This is a genomic window from Kaarinaea lacus (assembly GCF_975902315.1).
In genome coordinates, this window is the sequence record NZ_CDLKIE010000355.1 from 1 (window position 1) to 17,050 (window position 17,050).

Genomic DNA, 17,050 nt, shown 5'->3' on the forward strand with positions numbered 1-17,050 from the left:
CAAGCGGTAGCCGAGGGCGCAGAATTCGTGGTCGGACCACTTAACAAAGATAGCGTTAATTCCCTGGCCAGCAGCGGTAATTTTCCAGTTCCGGTGCTCACACTTAACTACAGTGAAAACCCCAACCTGAACAGCGAAAACTTTTTCCAGATGAGTTTATCGCCTGAACAGGAAGCGCGACAGGTGGCTGAACATGCCTGGCTGGACGGACACCATAAAGCAGCCGCGATTGTACCAAACACCAGCTGGGGCGATCGCGTATTTGCCGCCTTTAAGGAGCGCTGGGAAGAGCTGGGTGGTGAAGTGGTAGAACTACAAACCTACAACGCCAAAAAAAGCGATTATGGATTGCCCATCAAAAAATTACTCAACATCGATGAGAGCGAGAAACGTGCCAGGGATATTAAAAAGCTGGTGAATATGAAATTTGAATACGAACCTCGTCGTCGTAAAGATGTGGATATGATTTTCATGGCAGCATTTTCGCGACAAGGACGATTGTTAAGGCCACAACTACGTTTCCATCGCGCTTCCAATATTCCTGTATACGCAACATCTCACGTGTATAGTGGTACGCTGCAACCCAACATGGACCGGGACATGAACGATGTTAAATTCAGCGATATGCCCTGGACATTAACCAACAATAGTAATAATGCTGAATTAAAAATTAAAATTGAAAAACTGTGGCCAAGCTCGAGCAAACGTTATATGCGTTTATATGCGCTGGGTATTGACTCATTTAATGTTATACCCGAACTCAACCGCCTGCGACGCAACGAATTTTCTTCCTTTCAGGGGGAAACCGGATTACTGTACCTGGACGTAAACGATCGACTATTACGCCGCCTGGTTTGGGCTCAGTTCGTCGCAGGCAAGCCCAAGGTACTCGATAAATTCTAACAATGGGATTGTTTGGCACGCCCACAAAGTTAGATACTAATGCAATTGGTCAAAACGCCGAAGACCTGGCATTGCGGTTCTTAAAAAAGCAGGGCATGAAACTCATTGAAAGGAACTACCACTGCAAGGCAGGAGAGCTCGACCTGGTAATGCAGCACAAGAATGCACTGGTATTCGTTGAAGTTCGCTACCGTAAACATACTGGTTTTGGTAGCGGTGCGGAAACCATCGACCGTCGCAAACAACAAAAGATACTCAAGAGCGCGGAGCATTTCCTGCAACGCCATTCAAAATATGCAGCTTTGCCATGTCGTATTGATGTGATTTCAATTACAGCTCTTCAAAAAACCAACAATCAACGGCCGGACATTGACTGGATACCCAACGCCATTCAGGCTTAACCTATGAAATCTGTGTATTCAAATTTATTACAATTAAAAGCTTTATACCCCGGCCTTTTCATTGCTAGTGTCATTATTGGCTTACTGTTACTTCAATCGTGCTCATCCATACCTGACCGGCGCAGCACCCAGATCATCCTGAAAGATGAGAACATAGAATCCAAAGCGACCAACGAACTCTATGGCAACACTAAAATCAACAAAAAAATTCATGTTAATGTCACCAGTTACAATGGCATCGTACTGGTTACCGGGGAAACCTTAACTGAAGAACTACGCCAGCAGGTTATCGACCTCATTCGCAACCTTCCCGACGTTAAACGTGTCCACAATGAACTGGTGGTTGATAATCTCACCTCTTTTGAATCTCGCTCCAGTGATACCTGGATTACGTCAAAAGTGAAATCGCAAATGCTAAGCACCAAGGAGCTCAAGTCAACCCTGGTAAAAGTTGTCACCGAAAATGATACAGTATACTTGATGGGCATCGTTACTGAAAAAGAAGCCAATATGGCCGTAGAGGTTGCACGAAATGTCAACGGCGTTAAACGAGTAGTGAAAATATTTGAGATAATCCCGGAGCCGGTTAAGCCTGAAGCCACAAAAAAATAGCTTTACACTTAAGGCTATTCAACAATTACAGGTATGCTGTTTACCAAAACAATTTCATTCGATGTTACTTTGGCGTGATACGCCAGGGCTTCAACACCTTCATCGACTGCAAGCCTCAACCATCGACCATATTCCGGATCAATATGATCTGCCGGTTTAACCTGAGTAGCATCATCGCGCTGCACACAAAAGAATATTACGCCGCGCTCTTTATTGCGAACCACTTCAATCAGCTCCCTTAAATGTTTCGCACCGCGTTTGCTCACAGCGTCGGGGAAATATGCAATACTGTTTTCAACCAGGGTTACGTTTTTTACTTCAACGTAACAGGGCTCTCGCGGAAAATGCTCAGAGCCTTCTTTTTCTGCAAAAGGCTCCAACAACAAATCAATACGACTGTTTTCTACGCCGTATTTAACTTCCGGGCGAATGGATTGATATCCTTGCAGCTCTTTTACCACGCCGGTACTGATTGCTTCACGCACCAGCTTGTTACTCAGCAGGGTATTAATGCCAACTGACACTGGGCCATTTGGACTTTCCACATCCACAATTTCCCAGCTGTGTTGATACTTGCGTTTGGGATTATTCGATCGACTTAACCACACCCTGCTACCGGGACTCTGGCACCCAAGCATTGAACCTGTATTTGACGTATGGGCTGTAATCTGTTCACCGGAACCCAGTTCCACATCCAGCAAAAAACGCTTGTAGCGGCGAATAAGCGTACCTTGAACAAGGGGTTCAGAAAACTTCATTGCGCAGTATCAATTTAAAATTTATTTAGGTGTTATAATGTTGAAACTTAACATAAGCATAAAACACATTCATTCTAAATCAATGATGGCCAGGCTAAATACAATCAAAGTCGCTTTTTTAATATTTGCATTCACTATGTTAACCGGTTGTGGAACCAATCCGGTTACCGGGGAAACCGAATTCCAACTGGTATCGGAAAGCCAGGAAATTTCCATTGGTCAGGAAAATTACCTGCCTTCACAGCAATCCCAGGGCGGAGCCTATGTGATTGATCGCGAACTCAGTCGCTACGTCAATGGAGTGGGGCAAAAGCTCGCCAAAGTCAGCGACCGCCCCAATTTACCTTACGAATTTGTGGTGCTCAATAATTCGGTACCCAATGCCTGGGCATTACCCGGCGGAAAGATCGCTATTAACAGTGGCTTACTCCTGGAGTTAAACAACGAAGCAGAATTGGCCGCAGTACTTGGTCACGAAATTGTTCATGCTGCGGCGCGCCACGGAGCAAAAAGTATGGAACGGGGAATGCTTCTAAATGCCGGTATAGTGGGCCTGGGCGTTGCGACGAGCGGGGAAGATAACGCCGAATTAATAGTAGGTGCTGCTGCCCTGGGTAGCCAGTTAATCAATCAGAAATACGGTCGTGATGCCGAACTGGAATCGGACTTTTATGGCATGAAGTACATGGCCAAAGCAGGTTATGACCCCACCGCCGCTGTTAAATTACAGGAAACTTTCGTCAGACTGTCTAAGGGCAGTCAACCCAATTGGCTGGAAGGTTTATTTGCCAGCCACCCCCCTTCACAGGAGCGGGTAAATACCAATAAAACCACTGCCGCGAAACTCGGTGTAAAAGGTGTATTAAACGAAAAGACTTACCAACAGAAAATCGCCCATCTTAAAAAAACCAGGCCAGCTTATGAAAAATATACACGAGCACAAAAAGCACTCAAGGAATCAAATTCAAAACAGGCCCTGAACCTCATTGATCAAGCTATCAACATAGAACCTAAAGAGGGTTTATTTTATGCGCTAAAGGGCGACATTTATTACAACAGGAAACAATACAGAGATGCTGAAAAATATTTCACAACCGCTATTAAAAACAATGCCGAGTTTTTCCTGTTTTACCTGGAGCGTGGTTTAACCTACGAAAAGTTAAACCAGAACTCTAAAGCTAAGCAGGATTTGACAAAAAGCATCACGCTGCTGCCCACTGCCCCCGCTTATCAGTCGCTGGGTAGTATCGCAGAAAAAGAAAATGATTTAAGAGCGGCTAAGGAATATTACAAAATGGCGGCAGGCTCGGATTCAGAGGCCGGTAGAAAATCTGCGTTTGCTTATACCCGACTGGATCTACCCAGTAACCCGGGCAAATACTTTTCATATCAAGGCAAAACTGATCGGGCGGGAAATGTTGTTGTTAGCGTGACGAACCATTCATTAGTCGCTGCTAGAAATTTAAACCTGAACCTCAAGCTTTATTCTGAGGGCGGCGGCCTGATGTTCCAGAAAAATTATCGGCTGACACAAAAAATTGCTCCCGATACCCACGCAAATATAAGTACGGGTTTCCCCGCCAGCAAGCTGGGCAAATCAGGAAAAATTAAAGTAGAAATTATGAGCGCTGAAATAGTGAAGTAGTTTATACGACTACTTCACCTTCCAGTGTGAATAATTATTTCGATAGGTCCAGCAACAACTCGTTGAGACGCCCTACAAATGCAGATGGATCGTCTAACTGTCCGCCTTCGGCCAGTAATGCCTGATCAAACAGAATGAAGGTCATATCTGCGAAGCGCTCACTATCTTTTTCGTTCTTCAGCTTCTCAACCAGCGGATGCTGAGGATTCAATTCGAGAATTGGTTTGGAAGCCGGAATAGCCTGCCCCGCTTGCTTGAGGATTCGTTCCAGGTTGGCACTCATATCCTGTGTGTCTTTTACCAGGCAAGCAGGTGAATTAGTCAAACGATGGGTCAAGCGTACTTCTTTTACTTGCTCCCCTAAAGTATCCTTCATTTGTGCAACAATTCCCGCGAAGTCCTTACCCACTGCTTCCTGTTCTTTCTTTTCTTCCTCATCTTCCAGATCACCCAGGTCCAGCTCACCCTTGGTTACACTCTCCAGTTTCTTGCCTTCGAACTCTGTTAACGAGCTAACCAGCCATTCATCAACGGAATCGGATAACAGCAGTACCTCCAGACCTTTCTTGCGAAAGATTTCAAGGTGCGGGCTATTCCTGGCAGAAGCAAAACTGTCAGCAGTTATATAATAAATAGCTTCCTGCCCTTCTTTCATGCGGCCAATATAATCAGCTAACGAAACATCCTGGCTTTCAGAATCTGTATTAGTTGTGGAAAAACGCAACAAGCCTGCAATTTTGTCTTTATTGGCAATATCTTCCCCCGGCCCTTCTTTCAATACCCGGCCAAACTCGTTCCAGATAGTCTGATACTTTTCCGCGTCGTTTTTTGCGACATCTTCCATCATACCCAGTACTTTTTTCACTGACGCTGCACGAATATTTTCGATCACCTTATTCTGTTGCAGTATCTCCCGGGACACATTCAATGGAAGGTCATCGGAATCCACCAAACCACGTACGAAGCGCAGATAGTTGGGCATAATATGCTTGGCATCATCCATAATAAACACCCGACGCACGTAGAGCTTGATACCGTGACGACTATCGCGATCCCACATATCGAAGGGAGCACGACCAGGCAAATAAAACAAAGAAGTATACTCGTATTTACCTTCTACCCTGTTATGTACGTGCGCAATGGGGTCTTCAAAATCATGTGCGACGTGTTTATAAAATTCCTTGTATTCCTCATCGCTGATTTCATTTTTCGGACGTGCCCACAAAGCTGAAGCCTGATTAACGACTTCTTCTTCATCTTGCCTGGCTTCTTTATCTTCTTCACCATAACTTTCCTTCGCCATATAAATCGGCAAAGTTATATGGTCAGAATATTTGCGGATCACATTGCGCAAGGTAAAACCATCCAGAAATTCATCTTCGCCTTCGCGCAGATGCAGAGTCACATCGGTACCGCGCGTAGCCTTGCTGACATTTTCGATGGAATAATCACCTTCCCCACCGGACTCCCAACGCACACCCTGGTCTGCAGTCTCCCCCGCTTTACGTGTAACCAAAATAACCTTGTCCGCGATGATAAAAGAAGAATAGAAGCCTACACCAAACTGCCCAATTAAATGCGCGTCCTTGGCCTGGTCACCGGTTAATGATTCGAAAAATTCCTTGGTGCCGGATTTAGCAATAGTCCCAATGTTGTCCATCACTTCCTGGCGCGTCATACCAATTCCGTTATCGGAGACGGTAATGGTTTTGGCTTCTTTGTCATATTCGACGCGAATCTTGAGTTCGGAATCATTACCGTACAGGGAGTCATTGGATAGTGCCTCGAAGCGAAGTTTGTCAGCCGCATCGGATGCGTTGGAGATCAATTCGCGTAAAAATATTTCTTTGTTACTGTACAGCGAATGGATCATTAACTTCAGGAGGTGTTTGACCTCTGTTTGAAAACCGAGTGTTTCTTTTTTCCCTGTTGCATCTTGTGCGTCAACAGTCATGACTAGCTCCTGGTAGTTTGTATCGTTTTTTATAATTTACAGATTGGCACATGATAGTGAAATGTTCGCAGGATATGGTGGTGCATACCTGAAAATTCAAGGCCGCTTCTAAAAAATCCGTAAAAGCGACTGAAAAACAATCAAATATGCGGAACTCGCTGGCAAACCAGCCAGAGTACCTGGAAGTGTAACTCGATCGATTACCGGGGTAGGAAAAATAGTTAGTGGACTGCGTTAAATAGCCGAAAATAGTCGCGGCAACTCTGCTTATAACCCAGGTTACACGCCTGTTGATAAGCGACTTCTGCCTGCTTGGTTTGCCCTAACAATTCGTAAGTGTAACCGCAGTTATTATGTGCAATGCCTAATCCAGGATTGAGCTGAATTGCCCGATTGCAATCATCAAGCGCTGTAGACAACAAGCCCAGCTCAGCGCGGGCACCTGAACGATTTACATATGCCATGGCATTACCCGGATCAAGATTAATCGCTTTGGTAGACATAGATTCAACACCACGCCAGTCTTTTTCTTTAAATTTCTGGAAGCTTCGATTTAACAATTCCTTAACTTCTTTCTGTGTATCACCTGTCAATGCACGTTTAAAAACTGCTACTGTGTCACATGCTGGCTGGTATTTTAGTTCGCAGGCAATTTGATAATCCTGTTTTGCCTTGGTCAGCGAACCGGCCAGTTCATAAGCATACGCTCGATTATTGTGTGCCATTGGATTGCGAGGCGATAATTCTACAGCTTTATTAGCGTCACTGATTGCCTCATCCAGCTTGCCTTTTTCTGCATAAGCCCAGGAACGGTTGATATAAGCAACAGGGTCATTTGGGTTCAAACTTATTGCGGCTGTTGCAGACTTGATCGCGCCATCCCAATCCTTATCTCTTACTAATTTTTCGAAGCTGTCGGTCACCAGTTTGCTGGCTTCCGCTTTCTCTTGCTCAGGGTCTATAACAGGCGCGGTTTTAGCTGCCGCTGGAACAGCAACACCGGCAAGTGATTGCTTTAAATCATCAACCGCTTTTTGGTAACCTTCCTTGAAGCCAATTTTGTATTGAACGGAGTCTGCATCACGAGCCTGATTGGCATCTTTTGATTCAACGTCCACATTCATTTCAGCGAATTTAGCATTGAGCAAAATTTGCTGAATTTTGTTTTGGTCCTGAGCCGTATCGCCGGCATACCCAGAAGATGAAATACCAGTAGATAAAACGAAAAAGAAAATCGTTCTCAGTTTCATTGACGAACTCCGCTCAATCGTGATGTATTGCTGTAATTCAGGAACTGTCCTTGGGATTATTTTCTACTCAGAAGTGGTGCGACCTGACTAATTTCTAACACAATATTGTGTTTATTTTGTTTTAGCACTTCTTGACCTTTATATTCAAGCAATGCCCTCAATCTGGCGGGAATTATTACATATTTTTTTCAAATAATGCGAGCTATATAGCATTTCGGAAATAAAATAATTGGCAAATATAAATTCATGATAACTATTGTGGCATATACAATAAAAGGCCAAACTAGCGCATAATTCGCTCATTAATTTATTAGCTTCAACAAGTGTATCAACCCAATCTATTGAATATTGTAAGTGATGGCAATTTCTTCGCGTTCAACGATACTCGCTTTAATCTTCATTGGCTTCAGTTTGCCGTCGTCCACGTTTGCTGAGCCTATAAACTTAACAGTTTGTTATAACTTCGGCTGCAAATCGCAGGGTATCGTGCAACCCACGCCACGGGACATCGAGTTACTGGAACAGCTGTTTGAAAGGGTGTCCTCCCCAGCAGAAGAGCGCGCTCGTATTCGTCTTGCCATATCTAATCTGGAACAAATCGCAGCCCGGTATTTGCCAACGGGCAATGACATCGGTGGTAACTATGCGCAAGACATGATTGAAGAGGGTAAACAGGATTGTATCGACGAATCCACCAACTCGACCACTTACTTGAACTTTCTCCAGCAACAAGGCTGGTTACATTGGCATACGGTAGAAGAACGTGTGCATCGGGCGACTTATATTTTCGATGATCATTGGGCCGCGCAAATTCGCGAACGGGATACCGGTCAGATCTACGTGGTTGACTCCTGGTACCATGATAATGGTCAGCCTCCGATAATCCAGATACTTGAGGACTGGAAAAGAAAACGAGAATTTAACGAATAGAATCCAGCATCGTATGCCGGATTTTTATTCGGGCACTGAACGAGTATCATGTACAATTCATACGGACGCTAAAAATGTTTTGAGCAATATTAAGAATCTCCACTCAATGTTAATGTCTTTCTGCACTAAGAATTTTACCCACTCTCTAAAAACACTCACCTGAAATTGATAAGGTTATTTTTATCTTTGGCGCACTGGTCCAGAGGGTAGGTTGCCGACGATTTGTTTAAAATTGCCGGTTTAATTGGCCCATGCGCCAGATATCCAGTTTATATGCAACACCAGCGATAGAAATAAATTGTTGCCTTCGATACCGCTAATCCTTACAAACACCATACCCCTAAGGGACTTGTGCACCAACAGTAATCTCCAAGTAATCCTGCTGTTTGTAAACTGCAAAGCCAGTCAACTTGGTCTGCAAAGAATTAGCTGGCGTTTTTAAAAACATTACGTAGAAAACAGCAGGAGAAAAGACAATGAACGACTTAATAGCAAATCCAAAACTGGATATACCTCGCGTGCGATTCCCTATTGATGACCTTGTCATTAGTCTATTCAAGGAATGCACACCTCGAATTCTGGTAGTTACCGACGGCTCTTTATCCTTCGGCGCCTCCGATTTTGGTCTCTCTGATTTTATCAACACATTAAAAACTTCAAGTATTCACGGTATGACACCTATTGTAAAAACGGCGCATCGCGGTGGGTCTGCTGCGGACTATACTAATTTCACATTTACCTCTTCAACATTGAGCATTACTAAATACGACGTTGTTTTTCTGTTTGGCTATAATGGTGGTGGTTCTTTGCCTGCTGCTGAAGTGTCGGTTATTACTCAGTTTATGGACGCTGGCGGTGGTGTGTTTGCGACGGGTGATCACGCCACTCTGGGCAAGCAACTTTGCGGAGACATACCTCGCGTACGAGGTATGCGCCGCTGGAATGGCCCATCCGCATCGGGCACTGACAGGATCTCTACCAATGACCCTGGTACCAGTAACGATTTCAGTTTCGGTGATCAATCCGATGTTATTCCACAAAAAATATATCCAGCTTATTTCGGTATCCCGACAGACAATGCGCCACACGAACTCCTGCAGCATCCCACGAAGAAAATAATAGAAGTATTACCTGATCATCCACACGAAAGCGAATGCCTGGTACCCGATGATCTTTCTGATGCCAGTGAATGGCCGAAAGATTCGTCTGGAAATACGGTCAGCCCCGAACTGATTGCACTATCGATGAGTTACGGCGGTGGATTTACATCGCCCACCAAGCAACCCATCAGCGAACCCCGGTCATTCGGCGCTATTGGTGCCTACGATGGACACAAAGCCTCAGTTGGAAGAATCAGCACAGATGCAACATGGCACCACTTTATTAATATCAATATGATTGCGTCGGGGGCTGGCCCTGGATTAGCAGGCAATCCCGATGCCTATGACCGGGTAAGCACCTATTTCGAAAATATAGCCCGGTGGCTAATGCCCAAGAAAGTGCGGAAATGTCTGCGCTGGCCAATTATTATCAAAGCAAGGGAGCTTTATCCAATCGCCGAATTTATTCCTCAACTGATGGATAATCCAAATGATATTGGAACATTGCTGGAGGTCGGCCGCGAAATGCAGAATACCCTTGCCCGTTTTATTACTCCGGGACAACAACGGGAACTGGTTGAAGATTTATTCGAATTGCACAATGAAAATTTGGCAATTCATGTTAAATCACAACGGAATAAACCGATAACCCTGGAAGAACTCATTGGACAGAAAATGGCGCCAGTTGACATGCTGCAACAGGCCGCCTGGGGTGCCTTAGTACTTACCGCTGCTACTGCCCTGCCGGCCGATGGTGACCTGGAAGCGAATCTCAAGGCGGCAGGAAACATCGACGGCCTGGATAAACAAGCTAAAACAAGCTTGAAGCAGACATTCAAAATATTATCCAACGAGTTGCGAAAGGGTCGCAGCCAACTGGATATGTTGCTGGAATACTGTTAACGGATACACTGTCTTACTAAACAATGGGTCAGAACCTGGGTTGCACTGTTTAAAACAATTTGGTTCTGACCCGTTTTGCATACCCAATAATTTTTGAAAGTAACAATTTCACCAAAATTTTAAATATGTATTTAAGAAACTCATCAATCAAGTGGAAGTGTTTACCTGGGTAAATTGAGCAGCACGAAAAACATGTGAAAGGCACAAACCGGGGCGAATAATAAGGAGTTAAGTGTCGTTGCAGAAGCCCAAGGGCGCATGAAGCACTTGGCATACGACAGGCTCGACTTGAAATATAGTCGTTATCAGCCGGGGACAATATTTTTCTGGAGACTTGGTAAAAAAATGGAGCTGGCGAACGGATTCGAACCGCCGACCGGCTGATTACAAATCAGCTGCTCTACCAACTGAGCTACGCCAGCTTTGCGTGGAGATTGGCTCCATCCCGACTGGATGGAGGCCGTATTGTACGGAAATTATTTCTCAGCCGCAATGCTGAAAATATAGTCCAAAGAACTAATCACATTTACGGTTATTTAGTTCCAGAACGGTTAAACTTTGGGCAATTTTTTCAATAGTATTAATAACCTGGTCCTGTCCGGCTTCCACGTCGATATCAATCCAGTATTGATCCAACTGCTTGTACTGTGTCTGTATCTTCGGTTTCTCACCCAGTTTTTTGAGCTGATTAATACGATCCTGCGCGCCTTCTTTGTTTTTGTAGAGCCCCAAAGATACTGCATTTTTCATGGCTCCACGTCCCACAATAAACATATCTTTGATACCCTGCTTCTCCAGCTCGATCACCTTTTCCTTGGCATCCTTCCAGGACTTGGAACTCTTCAGATAGACCCAAAAGCCCATCGGTGATTCAGTAGTCGTTGACCGCTCATTTGTAAACGCGCCAAGGTCCTGCAATTTTGTGGCAATGTTTTTTGCCTGAGGCAAGCCGTCAAAAGGACCCAGGGCATAGCAAATAGGCTTACCGGACTTTTTACTACCAGCCAGTTTGGAGTCCGCTTTTGCAACCTGGGTTTTAGGCTTGGGCTTTTCTTTGGCCTTTGGTTTCTTTTCTTTTTCCTTTAATTTGTCTTTGGATACGTCCCTTAGCAAGGTGAGCTGGGGAACATTGGGATCCGTTCGTATTTGAGAACTTGCACCGGACGGCGCGCGCAAACTGAATACGTCTGCCTGCCAGATAAAAAACCCGGCATTCAGCAAAGCAAAAAACATAAATAAAATTTTCATTGTATTTCAGTAGCCATCAAACGAAGCCCTGTTAATACCAAATCGGGTTCGTCAGTAAAATCCTTTATTTGTGTTAGTGCCATTACTGCTTCCGCGGCGCCACCAGTGACTATAATAGCAATCCTGTCAGCGCCATTTTGCTTGATCAACGTTTGCCGTAATTCTGAGACCACAGTATCCAATGCGCTTGATATTGCAAAATTTACGCCGCTAACAATCGCTTTTTGCGTATTATCCACAATTATCGACGATGATTGATTGTTTTCAGATACATGATCGAGATCTGAAGTGCTGCTGGCCAATGCCTGAAACATCATTTGTCGACCTGGAATAATCGGCCCGGCATAGTGTTGGCCTTCGCGGGTAACGGCATCCACCGTTATGGCGGTACCACAATCAACCACGATAGCGGTTTGATCATGATAAAGCTGGTGCGCGGCGATAACTGCCAACCATCGATCGATACCCAGCTCACCATAATTCCGGTAACTGTTTTTTACCGATTTAAATTGGGGCCCTGTTGTGGCAAATTCTGGAGAATTCCCCCATCGATCTATACACCAATTTTTAATGTCAGTGGCAACTTTGTCGCCTGCAACATTAGCCACAAAAACTTTCTGGATTCCATCTTCGATTGCTCCCCACTGATCATCCAGTAGTTGCCTAATGGATTGCTCACCATGAGTGACGTATTGCGTTTTTCTGGAAAACTGTTCAGAACCCAGTTGCCACACATTCCATTTTAAGCGGCTATTTCCAACATCGACCAGCAGATAAGTTTGCATACTCACGTTAACATCAACTTAATTGGGAGCTGCTCGCAATGAAAGTTCGCCTGATTGATAACAGTAAACCTGCCCGCCATGCTCCACTTGAAGCGCGCCACTAGAATCAACTCCGCGATTGATACCCGATATATTGCCAGTGGGTAAGTTCAAATTGACCTTTTGATTGAGGTACACGTCAAGATCAAGCCATTGATCGATAAACGAGGAAAAACCTCGTTCATTAAACTCCTGGTAAACCTCAAACAATTCGCAAACCAGTTTTGCTACAAATTGATTCCTCTGTATCTTATGGCCTAGCACCGCTTCAAGGCTTGTCACAGGTTGGTCAATTTCCTGAAGCGATGATTCTGGCAGTCGTACATTAATGCCAATACCCACTATCACATTGCTGGGCCCGTTAGACTCCCCATTTATCTCCAATAAAATTCCCGCCAGTTTTTGCCCATCAATCAGGATATCGTTTGGCCATTTTAGTCCAGCACCGGTTGCGCCAAATTGATGAATCACTTTCACTACTGCAACGGCGGCAGCCAAACTAAGCCCACTCAGCTGGGCCGGACCACTATTGAATCGCCACAATTGAGATAGATAGATGTTACCTCCCAGGGGTGAGACCCAGCTTCTGCCGCGACGGCCGCGTCCCGCGGATTGCCATTCTGCCAGACAGGTCATACCTGACACCGCAGCCTTTGCACTGCTTTGCGTTAAGTACTGATTGGTTGATTCTGTTTCCCACAGCACTGAAATATCCCCGGAGAAATCTGTGATACGTGCGGCAATCTCGTTTTGAATCTGTTCTTTGCTGAGAAGCTCGACGGGCTGTGATAATCGATAGCCTTTGCCCTGTACCGCGTAAACTTCAACACCCTTGACTTGTAGATTTTGAATTTGTTTCCAGACACCAGAGCGTGACAAACCCATATGATCTGCTAATTCTTGTCCAGAGTGAAACTGTCCATCGGCCAATATGGCCAGGATTTGAGCATCTTTACCCATTAAAGAACTTCTAATTCCTTTTCAGAAATACGTCCGAGGGGAAAACTATGATGGTAATGGATTTTATGAGACTAGCAAGTCGTTGTCGACGCTATTTAAGCCTTCTTTGAGCACGTAGGCCTCAAATCCATTTTCAGTCAAGAGATAAGTCGCGGTCGAACTGCGTCGCCCGGTGTCACAGTAAATTATGTATTTTTTGTTTTTTTCTAACTTTTCAACTTTTGAGCGCAACAATGGTAATGGAATGTTGACACTGCCATCGAGGTGTTGCGATTGAAATTCTGCGGGCAGTCGCACATCGACCCAAACACCCTGACCATTGGCAATTTCTTTTGCTTCTGGAAAATCTACCCAATTGAGCAATGGCTCGTTCATTAATTCCAGAAAATCGGACTTGGACAGACTCATTAAAACACCGTCAGTCAACATAACAATTGACGCATTACGCTTACCACCCGAAATCAATGCTTCTTCACCGAAATTATCGCCGACACCAAGACGTGCCAGGGTTACACCTTCCGGATTCTTTCGAGTTTTTCTTACCACTTCGCATTTGCCTTCACGAATCAGGTAAAAATGCTCACCCTCGTCACCCTGCTGGATAACGCTTTCTCCTTTCTGAAAGTGCTGGGCTTCCATTTTCATAAATATCTTCTGGATGTTGGCCGGTGGTATACGTTGAAACACTTGTGCCTGTAAAATGCGAGACATCCAATCATCGTCTTCGGAACTGCCGTTATCGATTTCCTGAACCTCATATCCGCCTGATTGTTCCCAGGTAAGCATGATATCCAGAAGGTTGGGATCAACCTTGATAAATTTAATATTAGATTTGGCAACTGCCGTGTATTGATGAACTTTGCCTTGCTCGAGAGGCAATTTCGACATCTTGCTGCCACCCGCGATTTGGCGACTGATCCCGGATTCAGTGGTTAATTCCACCTGGCCTTCCAGCACATAGATAATACGTTCTGAAGAATCGCCGCTTTTGAATAATACTTTACCCCCTGCGGCTTCGCAGAGACTGGATTTTTCTGCAAGTTCCTGCAGGTGATCCGGTGAAAGAGCCTTAATCGGCACTAGATCTGATAATAATGCTGGATCGATTGATGGAGTTTCTTTAGCCACGATTTATTAAACCTGTGTATCCTACATGTCCCTATTCCCTGGGAACTGCGGCTTATAGACCACCCAGTTCATAGACTCGAAATATATCAATGAGTTACCTCGCCTATGTTGACTATAAAATTTAGTCAGCGAGACTACATAACTTATCGTTCGAATTAGGGAAAGATTGAAGGTTTTTTATGGACAAATAGTCACCAAATCACTGAAAATTGGCGAATTTGTGAATTTGGTTCAAAATTTAAGGTAAGTTTTGTGGCCAGATTCAAAATGGTTTAAATATGTTCTGCTAATCTCGGCGCGCGTTCATAAGCGTGGTTTTAAAATTTAACGCCGAGCTGTACACCCGCAGCTTCTGCACTGCTACCATAAGCGTAAGTCAGATCAAGAATCCCACCAAAGTCCCAGCGAAGCCCTGCTGAAAACAAAGGATCACTGTTATTGCCTTCACCTCTTAGATTCTTTGAAATTCCTGCACGAAGCTGAAACCATCGTTTTAGTATCCATTCTCCGCCCAGCGATAACTCTTGTGACGGACTGCCATAGGCAACAGGATCGTTTTCAAGAATATCCAAATCGACCGAGTACAATCCCCACTTCGAATAATACGCGACGCCGCCACGCAGTTGTGGATCCAGCTTGATTTCTGTACCCAATGACGTTGTGTAGCTTAGCGAGTTGATATTTTTTAAGATCAAACCTGCCCGCCATTGAGAATTAAACTGATGCGCAACTCCAATATCCAGATTAACCTCCCAGTCTTCGGTGTCATCTTCAACGTCTGTCACCTGCCCTGAAGAAGCGTCGGCTCTAACATCATAAGTAACAATATGTTGTATTTTTGGCGTAATCCCGATAGAGATTTTCCGCTTATTTATTGAAAATTCTTTAGCTACCGCAATACCGATTTCTGTAATATCCACAGCAGCACCGTTAGCAAACGATGCCAAATCATTCTGATCATACTGAAGTTGACCGTTAACATATAATTCCGGATGGGCTTCACCAATGGCACCACCACTTTCAACAAACTGCATGGCTTCGACATAGTCTTCCAATAATGCCAGGTCATTGGAAAAATTTTCTATTGCACCAGTACCAACGCCACGTCGATTGATAATAAAGGAACCGCCTTCATTTTTGTGTCCAATACCCAGGATCATTCCAATATTGGCATCGGCATGAACAGGGCCATCTATAAATTCATCCAGTCTTTTATTCAGTTCGGTCGCCGCATTAAGAACACCCTGCGCGGTTTGTGAACTAGGATTTTGGTTGAAGTCACTTATAGCGGTTTCAAAATCCTGCTCTAAGTTTTCATCTTCAATATCAAGATTTTCTATGAATGCGTCCGCGGCCTTTGCAGTAGCTGTAGGAACTATAAAGCGAGAATTTCTGCCAATCTCCTTGCGAGTTTTATGAATGGAAAGGAGCGCGGGATTGTAATAAGCGGCGTTAGCAGTGGTAGCAGACGCAACGCCTGCTCCCCCCATTGCCAGGGATCGTGGATCAAAAGCACCGAACGGAATCGCACTAACCTGTGCAGTTAGTAAAAGGAAAAGCAATGCGCACAACAAAGCTATTACATTACTGATTCTCATTAGTATCCTTCGATATAAAGACGACATACTTGAAATTACTACAGAAACAATCGGGAAGGAGGAATTGAATAGAAAATTACACGTTGCTTCCGAGCGTTAACCTTCAATCTATCATACACATTTTGCATGATTGTGTGAAATTATCTGTGATCGATATCACCGAAACATCTGTAGTACTAACTAGATTATTTTCTATCTGGAAATCGAAAATTTCACGCAGCAAAAGAAAAACCCCTGACTGGAAAACCAATCAGGGGTTTTGGAATTAAAGCCTGGCAGTGACCTACTTTCACATGGGGAAGCCCCACACTATCATCGGCGATGTATCGTTTCACTTCCGAGTTCGGAATGGGATCGGGTGGTTCCAATACTCTATTGCCGCCAGGCAAACTGTTTCGTTGAGCCGCTGTTCTTACTTTGTAAAAAATAAAACTAGCCACACAACTGAATAAGTTAACAATCAGGAAAGAAGCGTTTATTGCTATCGCATTTGGTTACGTTGCGTTTTATGACCAACAACACCAAATGTTTACTGTCTATAACAAGACATAGCAAAACAACTTGGGTGTTATATGGTCAAGCCTCACGGTCAATTAGTACTGGTTAGCTTCATACGTTACCGCACTTCCACACCCAGCCTATCAACGTCGTAGTCTTCGACGGACCTTCAGGGGACTCGAAGTCCCAGTGAGATCTCATCTTGGGGGGGGCTTCCCGCTTAGATGCTTTCAGCGGTTATCCCGTCCGTTCATAGCTACCCGGCAGTGCCACTGGCGTGACAACCGGAACACCAGAGGAACGTCCACTCCGGTCCTCTCGTACTAGGAGCAGCTCCC

14 protein-coding genes, 1 tRNA gene and 2 rRNA genes are annotated in these 17,050 nt (G+C 44.6%); 6 read left to right on the forward strand and 11 right to left on the reverse strand.

From position 1 onward, the window contains the following. The 3 genes from ACWVCM_RS11495 to ACWVCM_RS11505 all read left to right on the forward strand — a co-directional run. A partial coding sequence (locus tag ACWVCM_RS11495; protein ID WP_455201898.1) for a penicillin-binding protein activator occupies nt 1-903 on the forward strand: 903 nt, incomplete at its 5' end. Between the two features lie 2 nt (nt 904-905). Next, the gene (locus ACWVCM_RS11500; protein WP_455201899.1) at nt 906-1,304 is read left to right on the forward strand and encodes a YraN family protein; all 399 of its coding nucleotides are present in this window, start codon (nt 906-908) and stop codon (nt 1,302-1,304) included. Between the two features lie 3 nt (nt 1,305-1,307). Then, nucleotides 1,308-1,916 (forward strand): BON domain-containing protein, encoded by a 609-nt coding sequence (locus tag ACWVCM_RS11505; RefSeq protein WP_455201900.1) that lies wholly within the window; start codon nt 1,308-1,310, stop codon nt 1,914-1,916. Between the two features lie 14 nt (nt 1,917-1,930). Here ACWVCM_RS11505 and sfsA read toward each other — a convergent pair whose 3' ends face one another. Next, nucleotides 1,931-2,674, reverse strand: coding sequence for a DNA/RNA nuclease SfsA (sfsA, locus tag ACWVCM_RS11510; protein WP_455201901.1), 744 nt, complete (start codon nt 2,672-2,674; stop codon nt 1,931-1,933). A gap of 37 nt (nt 2,675-2,711) precedes the next feature. Here sfsA and ACWVCM_RS11515 point away from each other — a divergent pair, with 37 nt between their 5' ends. Further along, nucleotides 2,712-4,319, forward strand: coding sequence for a M48 family metalloprotease (locus ACWVCM_RS11515; RefSeq protein ID WP_455201902.1), 1,608 nt, complete (start codon nt 2,712-2,714; stop codon nt 4,317-4,319). Nucleotides 4,320-4,353: 34 nt separating this feature from the next. On the opposite strand, the gene htpG is transcribed toward ACWVCM_RS11515, so the two are convergent. Together htpG and ACWVCM_RS11525 are read right to left on the reverse strand one after the other, a co-directional pair. After that, nucleotides 4,354-6,273 carry a molecular chaperone HtpG gene (htpG, locus tag ACWVCM_RS11520; RefSeq protein ID WP_455201903.1) on the reverse strand — a complete coding sequence of 640 codons (1,920 nt, stop codon included), beginning with the start codon at nt 6,271-6,273 and terminating at the stop codon, nt 4,354-4,356. Between the two features lie 221 nt (nt 6,274-6,494). Then, entirely contained in the window at nt 6,495-7,523 is a 1,029-nt protein-coding gene (locus tag ACWVCM_RS11525; RefSeq protein ID WP_455201904.1) for a tetratricopeptide repeat protein, read from the reverse strand. 357 nt (nt 7,524-7,880) lie between these two features. Between ACWVCM_RS11525 and ACWVCM_RS11530 the strand changes: the two genes are divergently transcribed. After that, the gene (locus ACWVCM_RS11530) at nt 7,881-8,453 is read left to right on the forward strand and encodes a hypothetical protein (RefSeq protein ID WP_455201905.1); all 573 of its coding nucleotides are present in this window, start codon (nt 7,881-7,883) and stop codon (nt 8,451-8,453) included. 476 nt (nt 8,454-8,929) lie between these two features. Beyond that, nucleotides 8,930-10,456 carry a hypothetical protein gene (locus ACWVCM_RS11535; protein ID WP_455201906.1) on the forward strand — a complete coding sequence of 509 codons (1,527 nt, stop codon included), beginning with the start codon at nt 8,930-8,932 and terminating at the stop codon, nt 10,454-10,456. 346 nt (nt 10,457-10,802) lie between these two features. On the opposite strand, the gene ACWVCM_RS11540 is transcribed toward ACWVCM_RS11535, so the two are convergent. From ACWVCM_RS11540 to ACWVCM_RS11575, 8 genes are all read right to left on the reverse strand, one after another. After that, nucleotides 10,803-10,878 (reverse strand) — tRNA-Thr (locus ACWVCM_RS11540). Between the two features lie 94 nt (nt 10,879-10,972). Continuing rightward, nucleotides 10,973-11,704: an SPOR domain-containing protein gene (locus ACWVCM_RS11545; RefSeq protein WP_455201907.1), complete on the reverse strand. Its 732-nt coding sequence runs from the start codon at nt 11,702-11,704 to the stop codon at nt 10,973-10,975. Then, nucleotides 11,701-12,489 (reverse strand): type III pantothenate kinase, encoded by a 789-nt coding sequence (locus ACWVCM_RS11550; RefSeq protein ID WP_455201911.1) that lies wholly within the window; start codon nt 12,487-12,489, stop codon nt 11,701-11,703. Before ACWVCM_RS11550 ends, ACWVCM_RS11545 begins: the two co-directional genes overlap by 4 nt. A gap of 18 nt (nt 12,490-12,507) precedes the next feature. Further along, a complete protein-coding gene (birA, locus tag ACWVCM_RS11555; RefSeq protein WP_455201908.1) occupies nt 12,508-13,488 on the reverse strand; it encodes a bifunctional biotin--[acetyl-CoA-carboxylase] ligase/biotin operon repressor BirA in 981 nt (326 codons plus the stop codon). Between the two features lie 63 nt (nt 13,489-13,551). Further along, a complete protein-coding gene (locus ACWVCM_RS11560; protein ID WP_455201909.1) occupies nt 13,552-14,616 on the reverse strand; it encodes a cyclic nucleotide-binding domain-containing protein in 1,065 nt (354 codons plus the stop codon). A 317-nt stretch (nt 14,617-14,933) separates the two neighbouring features. Next, a complete protein-coding gene (gene traF / locus ACWVCM_RS11565; protein WP_455201910.1) occupies nt 14,934-16,214 on the reverse strand; it encodes a conjugal transfer protein TraF in 1,281 nt (426 codons plus the stop codon). 270 nt (nt 16,215-16,484) lie between these two features. Next, nucleotides 16,485-16,600: ribosomal RNA gene (gene rrf, locus ACWVCM_RS11570) — 5S ribosomal RNA — on the reverse strand. 186 nt (nt 16,601-16,786) lie between these two features. After that, a 23S ribosomal RNA gene (locus ACWVCM_RS11575) occupies nt 16,787-17,050 on the reverse strand; the annotation flags it as partial.

Bases quoted from the DNA above. Each gene is read 5' to 3' on its own strand.
- ACWVCM_RS11500 (WP_455201899.1), top strand. From the start codon at position 906: ATGGGATTGTTTGGCACGCCCACAAAGTTAGATACTAATGCAATTGGT.
- ACWVCM_RS11505 (WP_455201900.1), top strand. From the start codon at position 1,308: ATGAAATCTGTGTATTCAAATTTATTACAATTAAAAGCTTTATACCCC.
- sfsA (WP_455201901.1), bottom strand. From the start codon at position 2,674: ATGAAGTTTTCTGAACCCCTTGTTCAAGGTACGCTTATTCGCCGCTAC.
- ACWVCM_RS11515 (WP_455201902.1), top strand. From the start codon at position 2,712: ATGTTGAAACTTAACATAAGCATAAAACACATTCATTCTAAATCAATG.
- htpG (WP_455201903.1), bottom strand. From the start codon at position 6,273: ATGACTGTTGACGCACAAGATGCAACAGGGAAAAAAGAAACACTCGGT.
- ACWVCM_RS11525 (WP_455201904.1), bottom strand. From the start codon at position 7,523: ATGAAACTGAGAACGATTTTCTTTTTCGTTTTATCTACTGGTATTTCA.
- ACWVCM_RS11530 (WP_455201905.1), top strand. From the start codon at position 7,881: ATGGCAATTTCTTCGCGTTCAACGATACTCGCTTTAATCTTCATTGGC.
- ACWVCM_RS11535 (WP_455201906.1), top strand. From the start codon at position 8,930: ATGAACGACTTAATAGCAAATCCAAAACTGGATATACCTCGCGTGCGA.
- ACWVCM_RS11545 (WP_455201907.1), bottom strand. From the start codon at position 11,704: ATGAAAATTTTATTTATGTTTTTTGCTTTGCTGAATGCCGGGTTTTTT.
- ACWVCM_RS11550 (WP_455201911.1), bottom strand. From the start codon at position 12,489: ATGCAAACTTATCTGCTGGTCGATGTTGGAAATAGCCGCTTAAAATGG.
- birA (WP_455201908.1), bottom strand. From the start codon at position 13,488: ATGGGTAAAGATGCTCAAATCCTGGCCATATTGGCCGATGGACAGTTT.
- traF (WP_455201910.1), bottom strand. From the start codon at position 16,214: ATGAGAATCAGTAATGTAATAGCTTTGTTGTGCGCATTGCTTTTCCTT.